This window comes from Herbaspirillum sp. Her4 (genome assembly GCF_057961335.1).
In genome coordinates, this window is record NZ_CM176330.1 from 3748523 (window position 1) to 3772252 (window position 23730).

The 23730-nt window shown below is 59.4% G+C and carries 21 protein-coding genes; 14 read left to right on the top strand and 7 right to left on the bottom strand.

Translation table 11 applies throughout. The features are described from left to right. Positions 1 to 45: 45 nt before the first annotated feature. Together ACWFUC_RS16985 and ACWFUC_RS16990 are read left to right on the top strand one after the other, a co-directional pair. The gene (locus tag ACWFUC_RS16985) at positions 46 to 1284 is read left to right on the top strand and encodes a sigma-54 interaction domain-containing protein (RefSeq protein ID WP_489625552.1); all 1239 of its coding nucleotides are present in this window, start codon (positions 46 to 48) and stop codon (positions 1282 to 1284) included. Between the two features lie 656 nt (positions 1285 to 1940). After that, positions 1941 to 2225: a hypothetical protein gene (locus ACWFUC_RS16990; RefSeq protein WP_489625488.1), complete on the top strand. Its 285-nt coding sequence runs from the start codon at positions 1941 to 1943 to the stop codon at positions 2223 to 2225. A 622-nt stretch (positions 2226 to 2847) separates the two neighbouring features. Here ACWFUC_RS16990 and ACWFUC_RS16995 read toward each other — a convergent pair. Both ACWFUC_RS16995 and ACWFUC_RS17000 read right to left on the bottom strand, forming a co-directional pair. Then, the gene (locus ACWFUC_RS16995; protein ID WP_489625489.1) at positions 2848 to 3522 is read right to left on the bottom strand and encodes a hypothetical protein; all 675 of its coding nucleotides are present in this window, start codon (positions 3520 to 3522) and stop codon (positions 2848 to 2850) included. 298 nt (positions 3523 to 3820) lie between these two features. Continuing rightward, positions 3821 to 5206: an aminotransferase gene (locus tag ACWFUC_RS17000; RefSeq protein WP_310158012.1), complete on the bottom strand. Its 1386-nt coding sequence runs from the start codon at positions 5204 to 5206 to the stop codon at positions 3821 to 3823. 134 nt (positions 5207 to 5340) lie between these two features. On the opposite strand from ACWFUC_RS17000, the gene ACWFUC_RS17005 reads away from it, so the two are divergent. Then, positions 5341 to 6069, top strand: coding sequence for an SDR family oxidoreductase (locus tag ACWFUC_RS17005; RefSeq protein WP_204725507.1), 729 nt, complete (start codon positions 5341 to 5343; stop codon positions 6067 to 6069). A gap of 29 nt (positions 6070 to 6098) precedes the next feature. Here the strand turns inward: ACWFUC_RS17005 and ACWFUC_RS17010 are convergent, their stop codons facing one another. Then, positions 6099 to 6260, bottom strand: a complete 162-nt coding sequence (locus ACWFUC_RS17010) for a hypothetical protein (RefSeq protein ID WP_259435090.1) — start codon at positions 6258 to 6260, stop codon at positions 6099 to 6101. A gap of 337 nt (positions 6261 to 6597) precedes the next feature. Between ACWFUC_RS17010 and ACWFUC_RS17015 the strand changes: the two genes are divergently transcribed. Next, positions 6598 to 7362, top strand: coding sequence for an IclR family transcriptional regulator (locus ACWFUC_RS17015; protein ID WP_204725508.1), 765 nt, complete (start codon positions 6598 to 6600; stop codon positions 7360 to 7362). A 106-nt stretch (positions 7363 to 7468) separates the two neighbouring features. Here ACWFUC_RS17015 and ACWFUC_RS17020 read toward each other — a convergent pair whose 3' ends face one another. Further along, positions 7469 to 8059, bottom strand: a complete 591-nt coding sequence (locus tag ACWFUC_RS17020; RefSeq protein ID WP_489625490.1) for an RNA polymerase sigma factor — start codon at positions 8057 to 8059, stop codon at positions 7469 to 7471. Between the two features lie 361 nt (positions 8060 to 8420). Here ACWFUC_RS17020 and ACWFUC_RS17025 point away from each other — a divergent pair, with 361 nt between their 5' ends. The 10 genes from ACWFUC_RS17025 to ACWFUC_RS17070 all read left to right on the top strand — a co-directional run bounded on the left by ACWFUC_RS17025 (position 8421) and on the right by ACWFUC_RS17070 (position 19806). Next, positions 8421 to 9629: a porin gene (locus ACWFUC_RS17025; protein WP_204725510.1), complete on the top strand. Its 1209-nt coding sequence runs from the start codon at positions 8421 to 8423 to the stop codon at positions 9627 to 9629. A gap of 128 nt (positions 9630 to 9757) precedes the next feature. Then, a complete protein-coding gene (locus ACWFUC_RS17030; RefSeq protein WP_204725511.1) occupies positions 9758 to 10513 on the top strand; it encodes an IclR family transcriptional regulator in 756 nt (251 codons plus the stop codon). Between the two features lie 226 nt (positions 10514 to 10739). Further along, entirely contained in the window at positions 10740 to 12317 is a 1578-nt protein-coding gene (locus ACWFUC_RS17035; RefSeq protein WP_489625491.1) for an ABC transporter substrate-binding protein, read from the top strand. Positions 12318 to 12646: 329 nt separating this feature from the next. Then, complete coding sequence (locus ACWFUC_RS17040) at positions 12647 to 13618, top strand: ABC transporter permease (protein ID WP_204725513.1); 972 nt, start codon at positions 12647 to 12649, stop codon at positions 13616 to 13618. 13 nt (positions 13619 to 13631) lie between these two features. Further along, the gene (locus ACWFUC_RS17045; RefSeq protein WP_204725514.1) at positions 13632 to 14597 is read left to right on the top strand and encodes an ABC transporter permease; all 966 of its coding nucleotides are present in this window, start codon (positions 13632 to 13634) and stop codon (positions 14595 to 14597) included. A gap of 9 nt (positions 14598 to 14606) precedes the next feature. Continuing rightward, the gene (locus ACWFUC_RS17050; protein WP_209568949.1) at positions 14607 to 15566 is read left to right on the top strand and encodes an ABC transporter ATP-binding protein; all 960 of its coding nucleotides are present in this window, start codon (positions 14607 to 14609) and stop codon (positions 15564 to 15566) included. 2 nt (positions 15567 to 15568) lie between these two features. After that, positions 15569 to 16552 (top strand): ABC transporter ATP-binding protein, encoded by a 984-nt coding sequence (locus tag ACWFUC_RS17055; RefSeq protein WP_489625492.1) that lies wholly within the window; start codon positions 15569 to 15571, stop codon positions 16550 to 16552. Positions 16553 to 16581: 29 nt separating this feature from the next. After that, positions 16582 to 17472 (top strand): N-formylglutamate amidohydrolase, encoded by an 891-nt coding sequence (locus tag ACWFUC_RS17060; RefSeq protein WP_204725517.1) that lies wholly within the window; start codon positions 16582 to 16584, stop codon positions 17470 to 17472. Positions 17473 to 17532: 60 nt separating this feature from the next. Then, positions 17533 to 18384: a serine hydrolase gene (locus ACWFUC_RS17065; protein ID WP_489625493.1), complete on the top strand. Its 852-nt coding sequence runs from the start codon at positions 17533 to 17535 to the stop codon at positions 18382 to 18384. Positions 18385 to 18423: 39 nt separating this feature from the next. After that, on the top strand, positions 18424 to 19806 hold the full coding sequence (locus ACWFUC_RS17070; protein WP_204725519.1) for a CapA family protein: 1383 nt from the start codon (positions 18424 to 18426) through the stop codon (positions 19804 to 19806). Between the two features lie 103 nt (positions 19807 to 19909). Here ACWFUC_RS17070 and ACWFUC_RS17075 read toward each other — a convergent pair whose 3' ends face one another. From ACWFUC_RS17075 to ACWFUC_RS17085, 3 genes are all read right to left on the bottom strand, one after another. After that, positions 19910 to 20404 carry a CesT family type III secretion system chaperone gene (locus ACWFUC_RS17075; RefSeq protein WP_204725520.1) on the bottom strand — a complete coding sequence of 165 codons (495 nt, stop codon included), beginning with the start codon at positions 20402 to 20404 and terminating at the stop codon, positions 19910 to 19912. A 30-nt stretch (positions 20405 to 20434) separates the two neighbouring features. Next, positions 20435 to 21529 (bottom strand): aspartate/glutamate racemase family protein, encoded by a 1095-nt coding sequence (locus ACWFUC_RS17080; protein WP_489625494.1) that lies wholly within the window; start codon positions 21527 to 21529, stop codon positions 20435 to 20437. A 91-nt stretch (positions 21530 to 21620) separates the two neighbouring features. Continuing rightward, positions 21621 to 23462 carry a hypothetical protein gene (locus ACWFUC_RS17085; protein ID WP_489625495.1) on the bottom strand — a complete coding sequence of 614 codons (1842 nt, stop codon included), beginning with the start codon at positions 23460 to 23462 and terminating at the stop codon, positions 21621 to 21623. Between the last annotated feature and the right edge of the window lie 268 nt (positions 23463 to 23730).

Genomic DNA, 23730 nt, shown 5'->3' on the forward strand with positions numbered 1-23730 from the left:
CAGGTACAGGCCCTGATTTCCTATCTGGACCATGAGCCCACGCCGATGATCGTGATGAATACGGAGTACGAGATTCTGGCTGCCAATACCGCCTACAAGAGGCAGTTCGCCACAGCTGGCAGGTCCCCCATTGGCCACAAGTGCTATGCAATGTCACACCATTACCAGGTTCCTTGCGATCAGGCAGGAGAACATTGTCCTTTGCAACGTGCACTGGCCACCAAGGGGCCGGATCGAGTACTGCACATTCATCACACGCCGCGCGGACCAGAACATGTGGATGTTGAGCTGCGGCCCATCATCGATCACCAGCATCGCGTGGTGGGATTCGTCGAGCGTCTGCAGACTGTGCGTCATGCCTCGGTACAAGCCAGTCGCCAGGGGCTGGTTGGCAAGTCTGCAGCCTTCAATCGTGCCCTGGGCGAATTGCAGCGGGTGGCGATGTCGGATCTACCGGTTTTGCTGCTTGGAGAGTCAGGTAGTGGCAAGGAACTGTTTGCGCGCGCAGTGCATGAGGCCAGTCCTCGGGTGCATGGGCCGTTCGTGGTGGTGGACTGCTCGGGATTGACGGAGACCCTGTTCGAGAGCGAGTTATTTGGATACGAAAAGGGCGCCTTTACCGGCGCCCATGTTCGCAAGGCAGGCCTGGTTGAAACAGCCAAGGGTGGTACCTTGTTCCTGGACGAAATCGGCGACGTGCCGTTGGCGATGCAAGTGAAGCTGTTAAGGTTGATTGAATCTGGCACGTTCCGACGCGTTGGTGCAGTGGATACGCAGCAGTCCGAATTTCGCCTCGTGGCTGCCACCCATAAGCCGTTGGAGGAAATGGTGGCCAGAGGCGATTTCCGTCAGGATCTTTACTACCGCATCAGTGCCTTCCCGATTCATCTTCCGCCATTGCGCGAGCGGCCCGATGACATACCTTTGCTGGTCGAGTCATTACTTCAGAGGGGGGCAGGGGGAGAAGGCAAGTCGCTGAAAATCTCTACGGAAGCCATGGCGCAGTTGTTGCAGCACGACTGGCCCGGAAATATCCGTGAACTTCGCAACGTGATCGAGCGGGCGCGCCTGTTTGCGGACGATGGCATGATCAAGAAAGAGCATCTGGCATTGGATCGTTTCAATCCGCCGCGAACTCCTGGGATCGACAAGCGTGCCCGCCAAGTACATGATCTTGTACAGATAGCACGCGAATTCAATGGAAGCCGCAAAGAGCTGGCAGCAAGTTTGGGGATGAGCGAACGTACGTTATATAGACGTATGAAAGAGGCAGAATCTGATTAGCGCTGGGCAAGGTAATTCTCAGTCTGTACACGGAACGGATCGGTTTTTCCCCGAAGGCGCTCGCTGAGCACCGATCAATGTCGAAGCTGGCGAGGCGACCGCGAGGCACTTTTGCTTCATTTGCAGCAAAAGATGGCAAATTTACTTCAGATAATAAGGTACTTTTACTTCAACGAACGACCATGCAGCGCTTAGATGGAAAGTTTGCCGGGGTAAGGTATCGGGTTGTCCCACGCACTACCTTCCTTTAGGCGCACCCTTACGAAGCTTTCCTTCCTAAATGTTGCTGATCCAAAATAGAAAGTCGGAGCGATGAAGGAATAATTGGTACTTTCAAAATCTCCAATTCCAGTGAAAGAACCATCCTCCTTTTCCAGATCTTGACTAGCTCCTATTTTTGATTGAAATGTCAGATTTGCGGCCTATAGTAAAACTATGTTCGCCCCTTGCGAGGCCGCGATGTCTAAGTCATCTCTCTACTCGATACTGAGTAACTTTTCAGCTCCATCACTCCCGGGTCGACAGCGTATTTCCGCGGTTGCAGCGATGGACAAGCGCTCTGCCAAAGCAGACTGCTGGTTTTTCGACTCTCCCAAAAATAGGCAACGGTTTGCTATACAGGGACAATTGGCCTACATACAAGCAGTACTACTCGAATGCGCTTTACTCATCACGGAGGCCTAATCTTTTCGCGCCGTTCAATCGGAATCCGTCCTAACCTTGATAAAAAGAAAAGAACTATAGAGGCGCGTATCAGCGATAAGTTGCCTGGAGGAACAACTTGGGGAAAAGGCTCGTTATCCGCCAAGACCGAAAAATTTACCGTGTTAACGTTGCGACATGTTCAAAACCATACTGTGACTGTTAAGTTTATTTTTCCAGACAAGCTTCCTTTAACGCTTCTCATCGGAGCGGATATGTCCTTGAGTTTCTTCCGTTGAGTATTGAATTGAAATTTGATAATCATCTCGCCTTCGTCCTTAGGCAAGAGCCGAGCGTAATTCATGTCGTGAATTTCACCATTTTGCGGGAGACCGGCTAGGAAATTTTAGGTAGCAGCGTCGCATCTTCAGTCAACCTGTAGCATACGTGTCATTGCTCACCCGTCGCTGAAGGGCTATACAAAGGAAATGGAAAAATTGCTTATACAACCGATGTAGTAGCAAGAACGATTCCCACTTTTCGCTTCGTAGATCATAAGCTGGGGAGGGTGGGAACGAAGGATGGAAAGGGCGGACGGTTCAGTCTCCCCCTTAGTTTTTCCAAAGATTGAGCATCGCCGCAGCCAGCCTTAGGAAACTATTCTGCGCTAGCTCAACGGCTATCTTGTCCTTGAGTTTCTTCCGCTGAGTATTGAAAGCTACCTCCTGAGAAGCGCGGATGGGTCAAGGTTGATCTAGAAATTTTTCCGCTTGCCGCGCAAGTTGTGCTTCGAAACGACCCGGTTATTTATAAACGAGCTAAGAATCATGTTTGACAGTCCCAACTGGTTTGGGCAGGAGCGATCTCACAGGGCGTTTCGCAATGCGCGCCTTACCCGTCTAAAGTAGAAATTTCCGGCCATCATTGGAGCTGTCGTACTGGCTCCTGGCTTGCCCGGCGGAAGCCCCATTCGCCGGCATCCGGTCGGTACAACGCATAGATCTCAGTAATTCCCTTAATGGTCCACGTACGCAGATAGTCGCTGATGCCCGTAATGTGAATCTTGCGCAGCGCCTCGGTCGCACATTGGCTCACGGCGCATTCGGAGTGATTTTCGAGCGCACCGATCAGCTGGCCATAATTCTCGCCCCCTATAAGGCCCCACCAATACTGGACAAAGGCCGGAATATCGGTTCCGATACGCATCTGGCGCGGGCCATGTCGCCGCTGGCGCATATCGAACTGCACCGGCAGCAAGGGCGTCACGAGCGATTGGCTGTCATCGGCGAGCAAGTCGTTGCTCTCGGAGGCATAGTACCCCAGCGACAGCATGAGCCGCTGTTGTTGTTCCGGTATCGCTGCCAGCACGACGGAAAGGTCGATACGTTCCAGGCGTTCTCGCTGCCATCTGCCTACGCCGCTCGCCGCCAGATGCTGGCAATAGATTTCCGCATCCAGTGCCGAGGCGAAGGTGAGTACGCCGGCTTCCCGCCCGAGCCGGACGATGAAGGTTTGCTTCATGGGCGGCTGATGAGGAGCGGTCTCGGCCTCCAGCGTCAGGCCCCAAAGAGAAAAGGGTGAATGCTTCGCGGACACGTTAGGATCTCCCATGATCGATCGGGATGCGAGGATGAGAAAGCATGTCCGGGAATCCCGTCTTGTCTTGACAAGGCGTACCGCCTTCGCCGAGATCAGCGAAGGCGGACTGTTCTGGGTGGCAAGGTTCGGCAGCGCGGTTCCACGCCTACGCAACGCAGCGCCAGGGTCCGGTACCGCAGTGAGCGCAGGATGCCGGTGCTGGGGTTGCTTGCCATGCGGGCATGCCGCTGGCTGCGTCGCCTACGCATCGAGCGCAGCAAGGAGTGAACATGCATGCGCAGGTGCATGCTCATGATCACGCCATCTTCAAAGCCCGCGCCGTGTCATCCAGCGTCAGCGCGAGCTTGTCGATCAGTTCGTCCAGTTCGGCAAGACTGGCCACCAGCGCCGGCGCAAGGATGATGCGTGCGCCGGAAGTGCGCACGATCAGTCCATGGTGCTGCGCCCGCTGCATGCAATACAGCCCCACCGCATTTTCGTTGGCAAAGCGCTGCTTGCCCTGCTTTTTCGGGGCCAGCTGCAGGGCGGCTACCGCGCCTGTTCCTTCAATACCGTTGACCAGTACATGGTCGCCCAGCCGGCTGCGCAGTTGGGCCTGCAGATACGGCCCGGTGCAGCTAGCCAGTCGCGCCAGGACACCGCCTTGGTCCAGCAGTGACAAGGTCGCTAGCGCGACCGCTGCGGCAACCGGATGCCCCTGGTAGGTGAAGCCATGAGCAAACACGCCACCACGCTCGGCCAATGTCTCGCCGACGCGCTCGGAGAGCAGCAATCCGCCCATGGGCACATAGCCGGAAGTGAGGCCCTTGGCGATGGTGATCAGGTCGGGCTGGAACCCGAAATGCTGATGCGCAAACCAATGACCGGTCCGTCCGAAGCCACCGATCACCTCATCGGCGCACAGCAAAACGTCATGGCGTTGGCAGATGCGCTGTATCTCGGGCCAATAGCTGGCGGGCGGGAAGATCATGCCACCGGCGCCCTGAAAGGGCTCCGCCACGAATGCCGCCACGTTGTCCGCACCGAGTTCAATGATCTTGCGCTCCAGGGCTTGCGCTGCATGCAACCCAAACTCGGTCTGGCCCAGCGAACCGTCATAGCCGAACCAGAAGGGCTGCTCAATGTGCGCGACCTCGGGCAGCAGGCTTGCACCCAGCGCGTGCATCATCTTCATGCCGCCCAGGGAGGCGCTGCCAACCGTCGACCCGTGATAGGCATTGTGACGCCCGATGATGACGCGCTTGCCGGCGCGGCCGGCGAGTTCCCAGTAGCGGCGGACGACCTTGATGAGCGTCTCGTTGGCCTCGGAGCCCGAGTTGCAATACAGCACGCGGCTGTAACAGGCCGGCAGCAGCTCGAACAATCGGGCAGACAGCTCGGCTACGGCAGGGTGGGTGGTGTTGAAGAACTGGCTGCAGTAGGACAAGGTCGTCATCTGCCTGGCGGCCGCGTCCACCAGCTCTTGCCGCCCGTAGCCGAGGGTGGTACACCACAGGCCGGACATGGCATCGAGCAAGCGATGGCCCTGCTCGTCCCAGACATGCAGGCCCTGCCCGCGTACGATGACGCGTGCATGCTCGGGTTGAAGGAACTTGTGATCCTCGAAGGGCAACAGATGTCGCGCCAGATGAATGGCCCGATAGTCTCTTTGCTCCAGTACGCGACCGACGATATGGTTCATGGTTTTTGTCAGCAGAAGTTTGCCTCGGGGAGCGCCAACGGAGCAGAGCGTGCCGTGGCGGACCATTTCTCGTTGAGTGGCATCGCAGCGCCGGCGGTTCCCCCACCGGCAGGATCCCGACCGCAGGAGTAAACATGAAAGCCATCGTGACCGGCCACAGCCGTGGTCTTGGGGCGGCCATCGCCGCCGAATTGATGCAACGCGAGATTGCGGTATTGGGGCTGGCGCGTGGCCGCAATGACGCGCTGGCCCGGCACTGGCCCGGGTTGTTGCATGAACAGGCGATCGATCTGGCCGATCCCCGGCAACTGGGCAGCTGGCTAGACAGTGGCATATTGGCGGCCTTTTTCGCAGATCAGGGGCAGGTGCTGCTGATCAACAACGCTGCCACGATCGAACCGAGCGCTGCGTTGCCATTCCAGTGCGCCCATGACGTCGCCCGGGCTGTCATGCTCAATGTCGGCTCGGCCCTCATGCTGTCGGCCAGGGTGGCGACACTTGTGCAAGCCCGCCCCGGATGCACTTGCCGCATCCTGCATCTGTCCAGTGGTGCTGGTCGCCACGCTTATCCTGGGTGGTCGGTATACGGCGCGAGCAAGGCCGCGCTGGACCAGCATGCACGCGCGGTCGCGCAGGATGCCTTGCCGTGGCTGCGCATCTGCAGCTTGGCCCCCGGGGTGGTCGATACCGACATGCAGGCGCAACTGCGGGAGCTTCCCGCCGAGCGATTTCCTTTGCGGGAACTGTTTCTTAGCCTGCGGGCGCAGGGGCAACTGGCGGAACCGGCTACCTGTGCGCGGCATCTGGTGGAGTTTCTTCTGGCTGAAGCGTTCGGGCAGCAGCCGGTGGCAAGCCTGGCTTGAGCGCCGCCAGGGCGTATAGGCTGGCGATCTCAGGCAGGGCGGTAGCCATGGCCGGACAGGGGGATGACCGTCACGCCGCACGGTCCGAAGCGATCGCAAGCTGCCGCCGCCGCGTCGCCGCTGCTGTGAGCAAGTTCCATGTAGGTATAGGCTTGTTCGGCCGTTCTTACCCGGACTGCAAATTTTCTCATCTGAGCATCTCCTCCCGGATTGCGCCATCGGCTGTCACGGTCTGCATGCTTGGCCACGGTTAGTGGCGATGGCGCGCCAGTTGGTTCGCCAAGCAGATGCACCGCCGTGCTACAGACTTGTATTGTTTCCGTCAGGGAAACAGTGTATCGTTTTGGTCTTGATCTTCCGTTTCATCGGGCAGGTTACGGACCAGGTGCCAGATGCGGTGACCTGATTCGCCCGGGCGGGCGAACACCATGCGCGTATTTCTGCGAAAATGGCCATCCCGTGGGGGCGGGACCAGGCCGTCGGTGACGGTCTCGTGAAGATTGCGTTGAATAACAAGGAAACTGATTTATGAGTTACACCGTCGATGCCGTCAGCAAGGCGATAGAGCTGCTGTTTCTGGTGGCTGAAGAAGGGGGGCATGGCGTGACCGAGCTGGCCAAGCGCTCCGGCAATACCAAGGCACGAGCCTTCCGGCTGCTCACTACGCTGGAGGAGCGCGGTCTGGTACGGCGTCAGTTGCCCATGGCGACCTACAGCCTCGGCTATCGTGCGCTGATTCTGGGAACCGCCGCGCAGGGCCAGTTGAGCCTGGTCAGCGTGGCCCGTGACATCCTTCAGGATATCGGAAACGAATGCAACGAGAGCGTCCTGGTCAGGGTGCGCGACGGCATGGATACGGTCTGCGTGGCGTGGTGGGATGCACCGCATGCGATCCGGGTTCACAGCCAGTTGGGTGATCGTCGTCCCTTGTTTGCAGGGGCTTCCGGCAAGCTCTTGCTGGCCTATGCGCCGGCCGATGTGCAGGCCGAGATCCTCTCCGGCAAGCTCGAGAAATTCACCCCGAACACCATCATCAAGCAGACCGATCTCAAGAAGGAACTCAAGAAGATCCTGGCGGAGGGATTCAGCATTTCCCATTCCGAAAAGACGGCGGACATGGTGGCGGTCGCTGCTCCGGTGCGCGATTCCCAAGGCAATGTGGTGGCGTCGCTGTCCATGACGGCGCCATCGAGCCGCGTTCCCAAAGAGAAACTGGACAAGTACGTCAAGATCATCACCCAGTCCGCCGCCCGTTTCTCCCAACTGCTCGGTTACGTCGACGCGCTGGCCTGAGAAACACAGGCCTTATCTGTATAGCTTTCAAGCCGGACTGCTCGCGCGATGAGTCGAGTCCTCCCGGGACACGTTCCCGGTCCGGCCTGGAACGCCTCTTGGTCCTTCATTGATACGCATGCAGCAGCGATCTGAGCTTGCGCCGTGCATGAAACATTCGGGTCTTGATGGTATTGACCGGACATCTCATGGTGTGTGCGATCTCGTCGTAGGCCATGCCGTGGTAGAAGGTCAGGGCGATCACATTACGCTGCTCCAGCGATAGCTCCCCCAGCGCGTTTTCCAGCAATTTCCTCATTTGCAGATGGTTCATCTGCTGTTCCGGCTCAGGCATGTCGCTGAGTTCATCTTCGTCGACCAAGATCTCTGTCTTTTGCCGCAAGCTGCGCAGTGCTTTGAGGCCTTGGCGATAGGCGATCGAAAACACCCAGGTCGAGACTTTGCAGGTCTGGTTGTAGGTGTGCGCTTTCTGCCATACCACCAACATGGTGTCGTTGATGATCTCATCTATGAGGTGGGGGTGGGCGGTGAAGCGACGTAGGAACGCCGTCAGCCGCGGACCATACTGTTTATATAATTTCTCGAAAGCGAGCACATCGCCCTTGGCGATGCTCGCCATCAAGCCAGCGTCGTCTGCGGCCAGATCGGCGTCCGGTACGCGGCGCTGTTGCCTCTTTTTCGGCATGTCGTGTTGCATCTCGCTTTCCTTGTGCTCAGGTGTCAATAGGCTGGCATGCATGGCCTGAGGTAGTCATCGACGCAATGTACGGAGCACGCCAGCGCTCTTCGTTCAATGAAACACCCGCTTCAGCCAACATTGAAGCCGGGTATGGTCTCGTTTTGGGCAAAGTCGCCTGCCAGCGCATCTTCCGGTGTATTTTTTGCACCTGAATAGTCACTTCTGTTTCACATGATAATACCGTATATTTTTTGATGAAACATCGTTGACGATCTCAATACAGCTGTTTAACATATCGCCTATCGTTACATTGGTTTGCTTAGCGATACGTTGGGGTGATGTTTCTATTATCGACAATCTGGTATCAAGGGAGAGAGATGTGAAGAAATCCGCAATTGGACTGGCCTGCCTGGGCATCGTGGGGACCGCCTGTGCGCAAAGCTCGGTGGAGATTTACGGCATTGCCACGGCTGGTCTGGGCTATGTCGACAAAGTGGCTACCACCGGTACCAGCACAGGTAACCGCGTGGGCATCGATTCGGGTCAGTACACGCAGTCGCGTCTCGGCTTCCGTGGTGCCGAGGATCTGGGTGGCGGAAACAAGGCCGAATTCGTCATTGAAGGCGGCTTTACGCTGGATAACGGCGCCTCCACGCAGAATGGTGCCACCTTCGGTCGCCGCACCACGGTGGGTCTGTCGGGAAACTACGGTGATGTGCAGTTGGGTCGCCGCAAGGATTACACCGATTTCATCGCCAATCAGTATTCCACCGCATCGCGCATGCTGCCCTTCACCGGCAAGGCGCATGGCAACAATCTGGATCGTGCCACCGGCGAACGTGCCAACAACATGATCTACTACACCACACCGAACTTCGGTGGCTTCCAGGCGAATTTCACTTACGCCTTCGGCGAAACGGCCGGCTCCAACAGCACCGGTCAGTCGCTGGGACTGGGTGCCAACTATGACAATGGCCCGTTCGGCATCGGCTTCGCCTATTGGCAGTCGAAGAAGGCGGCGACCGTCGGCTCGGCAACCACCAATACCAGCAGTGATCAGGGCGCGGCCACCAACGCCGGCTGCAATACTTCCACCTTGGGCAATGCAGGCGACACCTGCACCAAGGTCTGGATGCTGGGCAGCAATTACGATATCGGTCCGGTGACCCTGCGCGGTACTTATTCGCTGGTCAAGCAGCCGCTGGTCAACGCCTCGTCGGGTACTGCGGTCAACTTTGTACGTACAGCGACCGCCACCAGCGGCGTGGCGGCATTCACTGCGGGCGGCATCAACAATTCGCGTGCTGATATCTATGACGTCGGTGCCGACTACAAGTTGGGTAACTGGGTCTTCAAGGGCAGCGTGATCCATTCCCGTTACGACTTCGTGGGTGCATCCAACAAGGGCAAGCTCACCACGCTGGTGCTGGGTGCCGACTACAACTTGTCCAAGCGCAGCCTGCTGTATGCGATGGTGGCCAACATGCGGGCCTCCGACATGTACAGCCCGGGCCTGACCAGCAATGGCGCGCCGGGCGCGGACAAGTCGCAGAATGCCCTGGCGCTGGGCATCCTGCATCGCTTCTAAGGTTCCGTTTTTCTTGAGGTGTCTCCTCTTTGCCAATCTCGCTTGCGGGATTGGCTTTTTTCTGGAACGTCGGCCTGCCTATGCAGCGCCGGAGAACCGCGCTGGACTCCTGCCGAGACATCAGAGTCATGACTGATTACACAATCGATGCAGTTGAAGAGACGCTGGGGCTGCTCCTGCTGGTGGCGAAATGTCCCGGCCTGGGTGTGACGGAGTTGTCGCTACGCTCGGGGATGACCAAGGCGCGGGCGTTCCGCATGCTCTATACGCTGGAGAAGAGTGGTCTGGTATGTCGTGATCACCAGGCACCTGTCTATTGCCTGGGCCACAATGCCTTGTACCTGGGGGTGGAGGCCGAAGGTCAGATCAGTCTGGCCCGACTGGGCAAGAAATATCTGCGTCAGATCGGTACTACCTGCCAGGAAACCGTACAGATGCGCATTCGCGATGGTCTGGAATCGGTCTGCATTGCACGCTGGGAATCCGTAGAGCCGGTCAGCGCTCCGTGCGAGCCAGGTAACCGGCGACCGCTCTATGCGGGAGCGTCAGGCAAGGTACTGCTGGCTTATGCTCCGCGGGAGATTCAGGATCATATCCTGCGCACAGAACGCAAGCGCTTCACCGGGGCCACGCTGGTCAATCGCAGCAGCCTCAAGCAGGCGCTGGCCAAGGTCCTGCAGGCGGGGCATGCGGTCTCCTACGGTGAGATGTCGGTCGATTCGGTGGCCATTGCAGCGCCTGTCTTCAATGCCAATGCCGAGGTGATGGCCACCATCAGCGTGGCCGGCCCGGCCAGCCGTATCGGTGGCGAGGAGGTCGCGACAATGGCAGGCATGCTGCGAACGGCGGCGCGCCAATTGTCAATGAATCTGGGATATCGTTGAGCGCCGGACGAAATATATCCATGTGCTCATCTGGCGGCCGCTGGTAAGGATGGTTGATGCGAGCGACAACGAGGCGAAGCCGTCATGAAATAAGCGGGCGCGCCAATACGGTTCTTGTGTTCTGCCTCTGGCCGGACGCATTGCTGCACCGGCCAGAGGGTGACAGGCAATGAGCTGATGGCGGCAGCTTCAACTGTTTAATCGAAGTCAAGGAGAGGGTCGCAACATGTTCAAGGTAGTGAGGAAAGTATTTGCCGCAGCCTGTATTGCCGTTGGGCTGCTGGGGTCGGTCGTGCAGGCGGCTGAACTGAAGATCGGGTTCAAGGCGGAGATCACCTCGGCCGATCCCCATGTGCTCAACAGCGCCAACCGCAACATCTGGGTTCACGTCTATGACTCACTGGTGGCCCAGGATCATCAGCTGCGTCCCAAGCCTGGCCTGGCGCTGTCGTGGCGCATGCTCAATCCGACCACCTGGGAATTCAAGTTGCGGCCGGATGTGAAGTTCCATGATGGGCAGACCATGACGGCCGAGGACGTCAAGTATTCGATCGAGCGCGCCATGAATCTTTCGGGACCGCGCACCTTCCGCTCCTATCTGCGCGAAGTGAGCGCCATCAGTGTCAGTGCGCCCCTGACCGTGCAGGTCAAGACGAAGCACGTCAGCCCGACGCTGCCAGACAATCTCGGCCTCATCGCCATCCTGCCCAGATCCCTGGGTGAGCACGTCAGCGAAGAAAGCTTCGCCAATGGTAAATCGGCCATCGGCACCGGACCGTATCGCTTCGGCAGTTGGCTGCATGGACAGAAACTCGTGCTCACCAAGAATCCGACGTACTGGGGCGAGAAGGAGCCTTGGGATACCGTGAGCTTCCAGTTCATTCCGCGTGAGCCGGCTCGCGCAGCCGCCTTGCTATCGGGCTCGCTGGACATCATCAACGATATCACCGCCAACATGGAGACATCGCTGCGTGCCTTCAAGCTGGTCTCGGTGACGTCCTACATGCTCAACTATCTGGCGCTGGATCAGTTCCGCGACAGTTCGCCCTTCGTGCGCGACGCCAGTGGCGCCCCCCTGAAGAAGAATCCCATGAAGGATCTCAAGGTGCGTCAGGCGATGACGATGGCCATCAATCGCGACGGCATCATCAAGTACCTCATGAAGGACGATGCCACGGCGGCGTTGCAAACGGTGCCCAAGGGATTCTTCGGCTATGACGCCGACCTCGGAATGCCCGCCTATGACGTCGCCAAGGCCCGGGAGTTGCTGGCGCAGGCGGGCTATCCGCAAGGTTTTGAGCTGACCCTGCATTGCCCGAACAACCGCTATGTCAATGACGCCCGACTATGCGAGGCGGTCGCCCAGCAATGGAGTCAGGTGGGGATCAAGACGGACGTGGCGACGATGCCATATGCCGTGTTCCAGACCCGTGCCTTCGGAAGTGGCGGCAGCGGCGAGCCTGAATTCAGTGCCTTCCTGGTCGGCAACGGGGCGGTGACCGGCGATTCACTCACGGGGCTGGTGTCGATGATCCACAGCTACAACGCGGCAGCCTCTGTTGGCGTGAGCAACTATGGACGCTACAGCAACAAGGAAGTGGATGCCCTCATCGAACGCGCTGCGGGTACTACCGATGAGGCAACCCGGGCGGATCTGCAGCGGCAGGCCAGCCGCCTGGCCTTGAGCGATGTCGCCATCATTCCGTTGCAGCACCTCAATGCATCCTGGGCCATGAAGAAGAGCCTCGTTCTGACACCGCGCGCTGACGGATTCACCATGGCCATGGATATCCGCCAGAAGTAAAGATCGTCGCATACGACCCGGGAAGGAGTGCGCAAGGAGTGCAGATTGCACTCCTTTTTTTCTTTTGCTGAACCACGGTTTCTCCACGGCTCCGCGCCCGAAGACGATCTGCGATGATTGCTGCAATCCCGCTCTGGAACTGGGTTTCCGCCTGGAATCGCAGGGCATGAAAAGATGTTTCGGATGGTGATCTTTGTTTGACACGGTATCGCTTGATAATATATAGTATCGCTCATTGATACGGCGTATCATGAGCTGCGAGGGGCTGCCGGGACAGCCTCCTGATCGCGAGCAGGAGTCCGGCGTGAATTCGACATGGGAGCGGAACGATGTTTGAGATGTTGTTGAGGCGCGCGCTGCAAAGCGTGCTGGTGATCTTTGTGATGTCGATTCTGGCTTTCGTCGGGATCAATCTGGTGGGCAACCCCATTCATCTGCTGGTCGCACCGGATGCACCACTGGAAGAAATACAGCGCGCCTCGCATGCGCTGGGGCTGGATCTGCCGATGTACCAGCAATACCTGCGCTTCGTGACCAATGCCTTACATGGGGATCTGGGCAATTCCTTCGTCTTCAATCAGCCGGCCATCGGCCTGATCTTCGAACGCATGCCGGCCACCTTCGAACTGGCTGTGGCGGCCTTGCTGCTGTCGGCGTTGATCGGCATTCCGCTGGGGATGTGGTCCGGTTTGCGCCCCGGTAGTCGCGTGCACAAGCTTGCCATGGGATTTTCGGTGCTGGGTGTGACGGTGCCGGTGTTCTGGCTGGGCCTGCTGCTGATCCTGGTATTTTCGGTCAATCTGGGATGGTTGCCTTCCGGCGGCCGCGGTCCGACCACTTCCTTGCTGGGAGTGCAGGTGAGTTTCCTTAGCTGGGAAGGGCTGCAATACATCATCCTGCCGGCCAGTACGCTGGCCCTGCACAACATCGCCCTGGTGATGCGCATGACCGAGGCCGGCACGCGCGAGGTGGCGGTACAGGAATATGTCAAGTTTGCGCGTGCCAAGGGGGTAGGGGCGGTACGCCTGATGATGCGGCATATCGCGCCCAACGTCATGATTCCCATCGTGACCGTCATGGGCATCGAGTTCGGTCACCTGATCGCCTTTTCCCTGATCACCGAAACCATTTTTGCCTGGCCCGGCATGGGCAAGCTCATCATCGATTCGGTACTGCAGCTGGACCGGCCGGTGGTGGTGGCCTATCTGATGGTGGTCTTGCTGCTTTATGTGGTGATCAATTTCGTGGTTGACGTGTTGTATCTGATTCTGGACCCGCGTCTGCGGACCAAGTCGGCTTGAAGAGGCAAACATAATGATGATGAATGATATCGAGACAGGCGCACTGGCATCGGAGGCTCATTCCGGAGCAGGTATCGCCAGGCCGTCCACCGAAACCGCTGCCTCGGAGTCTCCCTGGCGCGTTCTGGCCAGACGCTTCTTCAAGAGCCGCGTCGGCACGGCGGCGTCACTGCTGCTGGCCATCCTGATCGTCGCGGCGGTAGCCGCACCCCTGATTGCCCCACAGGATCCCTATGATCTGTCCAAGGTCTCCATCCTAGAAGCCGAACGCAGTCCCGGTACGCTCAGTACCGACCAGAGCATGCACTACGTACTGGGCACCGATGGCGCTGGCCGCGACATGCTTAGTGCCATCCTCTATGGCTTGCGCATCAGTCTGGGCATCGGCGTGGCCAGTGCGCTGGTGGCACTGGTGCTGGGCACCAGCCTGGGCCTGGTGTCGGCCTACTTTGGCGGCAAGGTGGATGCCTTGCTCATGCGCGTCGTCGATGTGCAACTAAGCGTGCCGACGATCCTGGTGGCCTTGGTGCTGCTGGCCGTGCTGGGGCAGGGGGTGGACAAGACGCTGATGGCGCTGGTGCTGGTGCAGTGGGCCATTTTTGCCCGCAATGTGCGCGGCGCGGCCCTGGTCGAACGCGGCAAGGATTACATCGAGGCGGCCTTGGGCCAAGGCTTGCCGGCGCGCCGCATCATGTTCCGCCACGTGTTGCCCAACTGCGTGGCACCGCTGATCGTCACCACTACCAATCAGATGGCCAATGCCATCACGCTGGAGGCGACCATGAGTTTTCTGGGCATCGGCCTGCCGCAGACCAAGCCTTCCCTGGGCCTTTTGATTTCCAACGGTTTCGACTACATGCTGTCGAACCAATACTGGATCAGCGTCTTTCCCGGTGTGGCGCTGGTCCTGCTAGTCATGGCGGTAAGTCTGGTGGGCGACCAGCTGCGCGTGGTCCTCAACCCCAAGCTGGATGCATAAGGAGCGAAGATGGCACTGCTGGAAGTCAGGAATCTGGTCACCCAATTTCACACGGAAGCGGGTGTGGCCAAGGCGTTGGACGATGTCTCGTTCACGCTGGAAAAAGGTAAGGTATTGGGCATCGTCGGCGAATCGGGATCAGGCAAGTCCGTCACGGCTTTTTCATTGATGAACCTGATCGACGCGCCGGGCCGTGTCACGGGCGGCGAGATCATCTTCAACGGCGAGAACCTGCGGCAAGCCAGCCCCAAGCGCTGGAGCCAGTTGCGCGGGGATCGCATCGCGATGGTGTTTCAGGATCCGATGATGTCTCTGAACCCGGTCATGCGCATTGGCGCGCAACTGGGCGAGACCATTGCCATCCATCGCAAGGTATCGCGCAAGGAGATCGATGCGCGCGTCTGCGATGCCTTGAAGCGGGTCGGCATCCCGGCCCCGGAGGAGCGCATGCGGGTGTACCCGCACGAGATGTCCGGGGGCATGCGTCAACGCGTTGCCATCGCCAATGCCATCATCAATCATCCGGATCTGATCATCGCCGATGAGCCGACCACGGCCCTGGATGTGACGATCCAGGCCCAGATCCTGTACGAGATGAAACAGCTGGCGCGCGAAAGCGGAACCGCCCTGATCTGGATCACCCACGACATCAGTGTGGTCAAGGATCTGGCCGATGATCTGTGCGTCATGTATGCCGGCCGCATCATCGAGCGCGGGCCGGTACAGCAGGTCATCCGGCAGCCGCTGCATCCCTACACGCAAGGCCTGATCGACTCGCTGCCGCAGGCCGAGCATCAAGGCAAGCGCCTTTACTCCATTCCCGGTGCCACGCCGCCCCTGCTGCGACTGCCGCCCGGATGTTCCTTCGCGCCACGCTGCAGTCGTGCAGCGCCGGCTTGCCAGACCATTCCGCCGGTCGTGGCTGCGGGCGGCCGGGAACATCGCTGCTTTTACCCATTGAGTGCATGAGGATGACAACAATGCTGACGACCAACGAATTGAGCAAGAGCTTCAGCCTCAAGAGCAGCGGGCTCACACGTGCACTGGGCAAGCTGGGGCTGGCCAAGCCGCCGGCACAGCGGGTATACGCGGTCAATGAAGTCTCGCTGTGTATAGAACGCGGTGAAGTCCTGGGGCTGGTCGGTGAATCGGGCTGCGGCAAATCCACCGTGGGCAGGATGATTGCCGGTCTGCTGCCGGCCACCAGCGGCAGTCTCGCCTTCAAAGGCGAGGATATGACCAAGCCGAGCCTGCAGACACACCTGAACATTCAGATGGTATTCCAGAACCCGTATGCCTCGCTCAATCCGCGTCAGCGCGTGGATCAGGTCATCAGCGAAGCGGCCTTGTATCACGGACTGGTGCAACGCAAGGATGCCTCTGCCTTCGTCGGCGATCTGCTCAAGCAGGTCGGTCTTGACCCATCCTATGCCGGTCGTTATCCGCACCAGTTCTCCGGCGGGCAGCGACAGCGCATTGCGATTGCGCGCGCGCTGGCACTGGACCCGAAGTTCATCGTCTGCGACGAGGCGGTCTCGGCGCTGGACGTGTCGGTGCAGGCGCAGATTCTCAACCTGTTCATGGAATTGCGCGAGACCAAGCAGCTGACCTATCTCTTCATCAGCCATAACCTGGCGGTGGTGGAATACATCGCGGATCGGGTGGCAATCATGTATCTGGGCCGCATCGTGGAGATCGCCGACAAGCGTTCGGTGTTTGCCCGGCCCAATCACCCTTATACCCAGGCGCTGATGGCCGATGCGCCAAGGCTCGATGCCAAGGTGGTGGAACATCGGCCGATCCAGGGCGAGCTGCCCAGTCCGCTCAACCCACCCGCCGGCTGTACCTTTCACCCTCGCTGTCCGCGTGCCATGCGTCGCTGCAGCGAGGAACGGCCGATGCTGCGCAGCATCGGCGATGGCCACTGGTCCGCATGCCATCTCAATGACGCCTGACGGCGTCGCAGTATCCAACGGGAAAAGCAATGATCAAGTCAGTCAATCAAGTGTATGCATTACTGCGCCCGGGCGTGAGCGAGACCCAGCTGCCGCTGGTGGTCGATTCGCCCCACAGTGGCACGCTGTATCCCTTCAACAGCGGCATCGTGGCATCCGCCGAGGCTTTGCAGACCACCTGGGACGCTTATGTCGACGAATTGTGGGCGGGCGCGCCGGCGGTCGGGGCGGCCTTGCTGTCGGCGCGATTTCCACGCGCCTACATCGATCCCAATCGCGCCCCCGATGATATCGACCAGGAGATGCTGGCCCAGCCCTGGCCCCATGCGCTGACTCCGTCGGCGGCATGCAGCCGCGGTATGGGCCTGATCCGGCGTCACGCCTTGCCGGGCATCCCGATGTATCAGGACAAGCTGGGGATCGAGGAGGTCGAACATCGCCTGCGCCATTACTATCAACCCTACCATGCCGTTCTGGCGGCATTGCTCGATGAAGCGCTCCAGCGTTTCGGCCGCTTCTGGCACATCAACTGCCATTCGATGAAGTCGGTGGGCAATGCCATGAACGTGGACAATGGCGCGGACCGCCCCGACATCGTGGTCAGCGATCGCAAGGGCAACTCGGCCAGCAGCGCACTCACCGAGTGGGTCGCCAGCGAGTTTGACCGACGCGGCTATCGCGTCAGGATCAACACGCCCTATCAGGGGGGCTATATCGTCCAGCATTACGGTGTACCGACGCTCGGACGACATAGCATCCAGATCGAGATCAAGCGCAGCGTCTACATGAATGAAAAGCGCTGCGAAAAACACGAGGGTTTCGAGCGGTTGCAGCACGATTTGAGCAGCTTCCTGGGCTCGCTGGCCGAGCACCTGCGCAAGGAGATGCAGCAGAATCCGCCGGTGACGCCAGCGCCATGAGGCGATTCCGTCACCTCCTCACATCGCACAGAATCGGAAATCGTCGAAAAGGAAATCAAGATGCAAGACCTGGTAGCGCGCCTGAACGCCATCTGCGAAGAGCAGCCCTATGTGACCGCCTGGTATGTCAAGAACCTGCTCACCGGCGAGGAGGCTGATCGCGACGGACATGTCGCCTTCCCGTCCGGAAGCACCCGAAAGACCTCGATCCTGATGGCCGTGCTGCGCGCCGTCAACCAGGGCCGACTGGACCTCAATGCGCCCATCCTGTACGAGGAAAGGCTGCGTCAGGGCGTGGTGTCGGGGACCTTCAAGTTCCTTACGCCGGGCTTCACCATCAGCCTGCGTGACGCTCTGGTCCAGATGATCATCGTCAGCGACAACGTCTGTACGGCCATGGTGATGGAACGCATCAGCCTGGAGGAGATCAATCAGTTCTGTCGTTCCATCGGTATGCGCAATACGGTCCATCGCAATTCGGTGCCGCGTCCGGATATGCCGGCTGATCACAAGCTCGACGAAGTGACCACCATCAGCGCCTGCGATCAGGGACTGCTGTATGACCTGATCCTCAAGGGCTGTTCCGATCACGAAGTGGCGCAGCGCCTGGGTTGCACGCCGCAACAATGTGCATTTGCCATCGAGGTCTTGAGCTGGCAGAAGTTACGCACCAAAATGGCATCGCTGCTGCCCTCCGATACCAAGGTCGCGCACAAGGGTGGTACCGGCAAGCGTGGTCGCATGGACGGCGGCATCGTGTTTCGCAACGAACAGCCCGTGTTCATCCTGACCGGCTACACCGACCAGGTGCCCTGGGAAATGCCTGACGGTATGCCTGGCTACGTGTCGGCTTTCAATACCCTGGGCCGCCTGGCGCGCGCCTGCTGGGACGATATCGGCAACGACCGCTGATCCGTGTCCCGTCCCGCTTAACGTAATGAAAGAGCAGACATGAATGACAAGCAAGACGGCCACCACGCAGAAGGACAACTGGCCCCTTCGTGGATGGATGCCAACGTGCCGGAGGGGTTCACTCTGGTGGCCGCTGGCGACCTGATCCTGACCGATGCGATCTTTCCCCGACTGCAGCGCAAGAGCCCGGACCTGATCGCCCTGCTCAAGAGCGGGGATGTCACCTTCGGCAATTTCGAGGGAACCGCCATCGATCTGCAGCGCTTCGGCGGTTATCCGTCGGCGCTGGCCGGTGGCTCGTGGCTCATCAGTACGCCTGCAGTGGCGCAGGATATCAAGGACATGGGTTTCAATCTCATGAGCCGTGCCAATAACCACACCACCGACTGGGGCGTGGAGGGCATGCGCTATACCGATGCGCTGTTCGACAAAGCCGGCATGGTTCATGCCGGAACCGGCGAGACGCTGGCGCAGGCCCGCGCGGCGCGCTTCCTGTGCATCCCGGCGGCGCGTGTGGCCATGGTGGCGCTGGCGTCGCGCTTCGAGGCCAATGCCCGGGCCATCGATCCGCTGGGCCAGATTCCGGGACGCCCCGGCCTCAATGCCCTGCGCACCATGCGTCATGTACTAGTTTCCCCGCAGCGATTGGCGATGCTAGCAGCCATTCGCGATGCGCTGCCCAAGGGCATGATGCGCAAGTCCGTTCTGGCTGCCGATGCCCGCAATGGCACGGTGACCTTGTTCGATATCAAGTACCGGGCCAGCGAGGAGGTCGGCGAGGGCGTTGATTTCACCTTCACCATGGACGAGCGTGACCGCAAGGAAATCATCCATCATCTGCGTCAGGGCAAGCAGAGTGCCGATTTCGCCATCGCTTCCATGCACACGCATGAACCGGGAAATTTCTGCGAGACGCCGCCGGACTTCATGCCGCTGCTGGCCCGCCAGGCTATCGACAATGGTGCCGATGCCTTCATCGGCCACGGACCCCACCAGTTGCGCGGAATCGAAATCTACAAGGGCAAGCCGATCTACTACTCGCTGGGCAATTTCTTCTTCATGGAGAACCAGCAGCAGCCCATCACCCGCGATGAACACGAGAAGGACAAGGTCGAACCGATGTCCATGACCGAAGCCGAGTTCATGGAACACCGGCGGGTACACGGGGTGTTCAAGGAACAGGTGTGGTATGAGAGCGTGGTGGCGGTCAATCGCTACGGCAGTCGTGGCCAACTGCAACAGATCGTACTGCATCCCATCGAGATGCACTGGGAGGGTGAACGCGATGCCGATCGCGGCATTCCGCGCATCGCCCACGGCGATGACGCCCAGCGCATCCTTCAACGTCTGCAACGCTTGTCTGCCGTCTACGGCACCCGCATCGATATTGTCGGGGAACTGGGCATCATCAGCCTGGCCTGAACAAGACGGCAGAAAAAACGCTGCCTGCCGGGGAGGGCAGGCAGCATCATCAGACGGGGATTCCTAGCGACACGCCAGTTCAGCTGGACTGGCGCACACCGCTTCAATGCTTGTAGGCATCATCGTCGGTGGGCGTGGGTCTGCTCCACAGCTGTGGGATCTTGCTGGCATGTCCATGATGCCGCCTGACCGGCGGAGGATCGAGCAACTGATCCTTGCGCCAGTCCATGGCCTTGGCGGCCAGATGGGCCAGAATCGAACGCAGCATAACGGCATCCATGCCGCCGAGCCGGTAACGGTTGGCAAAGACGACGCGACCAGTCGCCGGCGAGAGCGTATAGATGGGGCCGTTGCCGGCGTACATCAACAGATTGGTCTCCAACAGTGCGCGATAGGCCTGGGCTTCGCGTCCGGCTTCCACCGCGCCGAAATCACAATAGACCAGCAGGGTATCGGGACTGACCTGCTCGTGGTGGGCCAGTGAGAACACGACATCGTTCACCGCTACCGGACCGCCCTCCAGAATGCCCTGCGCACCCTTGATCTGGCACAGGTTGCAGAGCTGGTGTATCAGTTGTTCATATTGCTGTTTGGACATGGATGACCTCGTCGCTCTTCCGTATCGGGCCTAGCGTGCGAACTTCGTTTCCAGTCGGGCCAGGTTGCGGGAAAACTCCACCGCCATCTCCGCCAGCGCCTGGGTCGGGTCGATCAATTTGATGTTGCCGTAATCCTTGTCCTTCAATGCCAAGGGAATTTCGGTACATCCTTCCACCACGGCCGAGAGCTTGTGCTCCTTGCCCAGTTCCTGAACCGCCTGGTCCAGCAGTCTGGTTCCTTTCTCCATGTCGCCGAACTTGACGCCTTCGTAGATGCCGGCCATTACATTGTCCTTTTGGGACGCCGCAGAGGGTAGCGCCCACTTGATGCGGGGGCAGCCGTACTGCTCCATCCGCGTTGCCGTGGTCTGGTAGAGCTTGCTATCGATGGTGCCGCTGGTGGCCAACAGACCGACCGACTTGTCCGGATCCAGATTCTGCTTCCGCAGCGCCCACATGGTGGCTTCGGCGATATGCAGCAGCGGGACCTTCAGTTTTTCCGACAGCACGCCGTGGTAAGCGTGGAAGGTATTGCAGGGAAAGATGAGGAAATGCGCCCCGGCGGCCACGCAGGCCTGTGCCACGGCGAGCGAGCCATGATAGGGATTGTTGGGATCGTTCTTGAGCAGATGGGCGCGCCATTCGTCGGCGTTGTTACGGTCGCCGGTGAAGCTGTTGAGATAGGCAGTACGGTCCTTGATCAGATTGGGGATGTTCATCGTGATGACCTGCATATGATCCTGGTCGGACTTCGGGTCGCCCACCTCCTTGGCCGTCTTGAACAGTTTCTGGGTGAGGTCCAGTGTCGCTTCCGGGCCCATGCCGCCGACCACCCCGACCGGGACGAAGTTGACGCAGGGCGGCAGCGGCACCTGGGCCGTGTCGATATCCTCTGTGCGCAGGCGCTTGGGAGATGAGCCCTCCTGGAAACTGCTGCCCAGATCGAGGGTCCTCTTCCACTTCTGTTCGAGGATGGGATAGATGTCGTTGTTGTTCAGTTGCAGGGCCGGTCCCCACGGAACCCCCCGCGCTTGCAAAGCGGGGGCACGTTCCTGGACCGGGGCTTGTTCTGAGGAACTCGCCAGGCTGGTGTCGCCGGACGAATGAGGTGAAATGGCAGCCATGATAATACCTGTCAGTCGAATGGGTGGAGAAGGGCACAAGCCGCGCGCGGCGCTCGGCCGCACGCGATTGCGCTGTCTGACTTTGCGGAAATTACTTGTCGAGGATGGTGTCGCTCTGGTCGACGTTGGCCAGGATGTGCGACACCAGGCGAGTCGACCACTTGCACAGGTCGGTCATCTCGTCCTTGCTCACACCGACCAGGTCCAGCGTGGCTTCACTGCACAGTGGCTTCATGAATTCGGACGCGGGCAGGCCAGTGGCCAGCACCTGGGCCGAGACGCTGGCGAAGCTCTTGGAGAAGTCGCCGCTTTCGCCTTCGCGCAGTTTGGAGCCGCCATCGATCTTGATGATCGCCGGCACCGCCTTGAGCTGGGGGCCCTTTTCCTTGTCGGAGTAATCCGAATACACGGCCACACGGAATTCGTACTTCATCGATTTCAGCGGCGAGTCCTCCTTGGAGACACGGTCAGCGGTCAGGTACTCGGAGATGGTGTAGGGGAAGCCGCCACGGTCACCGTAGGTCCCCTTGACCGATTCATAGGACTCCTTGATTTCCTGCCGGATCAGTTCCGGGGTCTCCTTCTCGGCAATATCGAAGGCGCGGATACCGTCGCCATGGCCGGTGCCACTGGGCTTGATGATGACACGCTTGCCCTCGGCCAGCATGCTCATCACTTCCTTCTCCACATCTTCCAACGTGGACGCCTGGCGATTGACGATCTCGCGCGAGAAGCCCGGATAGGCGGCACCCTCGGCCTTGTTGAACTGGTTGGTGAAAGCGTAGGCGTGGCCCTTGGAAGCGGCCGGCACATAGCTGATGTTGTTGGAGGTGAACTTGCTGGTATCGAGTTTCTTGCCGCTGCCCTCATTGAGTGCATTGATGTTGAGCACCAGGCGATCGTTGCCAATGAAGCTGACCTTGCGGCCATTGAGGAAGGGCGTGCCATCCTGGATCTCGATGGCCTTGGCCAGTTGCGCTGTATAGCCGACCAGTACGGTGGGTTGGATGGGGCTGTCCCAGCTGTGGCCGTTGAGAATGGTTTTCATGTTTTCCACGCCATCCTTGTCGCGTCCTGGCTTTTCCAGCGCCTTGCTGTTCTCGATGACCGGCTTGCCGTCCCTCATGACCAGGGCGTCGGCATCGAAGCTGTCCACGCCCAGCACCTGCACGCCCAGGACCGGCTGGCCGGTCTTCTCGGCTTGCTCCTGTTGTGCCTGCGCGATGGTGGTTTGCATGGCATTGGCGATCATCAGCTTTTCGTGGATCTTCTTGCTTTGCCCGAATGCGGGCGGATCTTCCCGTCCCGAACAGGCGACCAGGAACAGTGCCGTCGGTTCTTTTTCAAGGATGTGGCTGACATTGCCGAACGAACTCATCACGGTGTCCAGGGTGTTGGGCTCCATGGTGGTGATGTTGCCGTAGCCGGTGCCGTTGAGTTCCAGCAGGGTGGCGCGGAACTCGCCGGAGTCGCCGACTTTGTAGGGCATGATGTCCAGCGGTGCCACCACGAATTCGGTTGGGTTGATGTTGGCGGGCAGCGGTACGGCCGACGCGTCACCAAAATGTTTGGCCAGTGCCGCGTCCTGTCCGCGCTGGGTTTCGAAGTTCTGTTCCAGCTTGACGTCGCGCACCAGGTCGGCCACGCCGGGGCTGGTCATCATCTTGACGAAGCCGGAACCGAGGCGCTTTTGCAGCAACGACAGGTTCTTGGCGGCCAGGCCATCGTCCTTGCCGGTGATGTTCTGCAGGATCTCGGAGACAACTGGATCAGAGACCGCCCGCAGCGCGGAGGCGCGCGAGCCGGAACCTGATACGCGCGGCGTACCGCCGGTTTCAGTGGGCGTCGTGGCCTGGGTGGGCGATTGGGAAGGGGTGTCGGCGTAGTCGTCGTAATCGCGCTTGACGCCGCTGGTGGAAGGAATGTGTGCCATTTTTTCTTGCCTTTGTATTCTTAAAATTGCGTGATGAACCGGAGGCAGTTGCCGTGTAACAGGGGCATGTCCGCGCCAATGGGTGGGCGGTGTGTGCATGTCACGCCAAAGATGCTTCCGGGTTGAGTGGCGGGGAATTCATTGAACCCGCGTCATTGAGTAGAGGCGCGAAAAGAGGTGGTTCCATCACGGAAATAAAATCGGAATGACCGGACGAAGTTGGCGCGGGAAGGCGTTGGGAACAAGACGGGGAAGGAACAGGGCACCG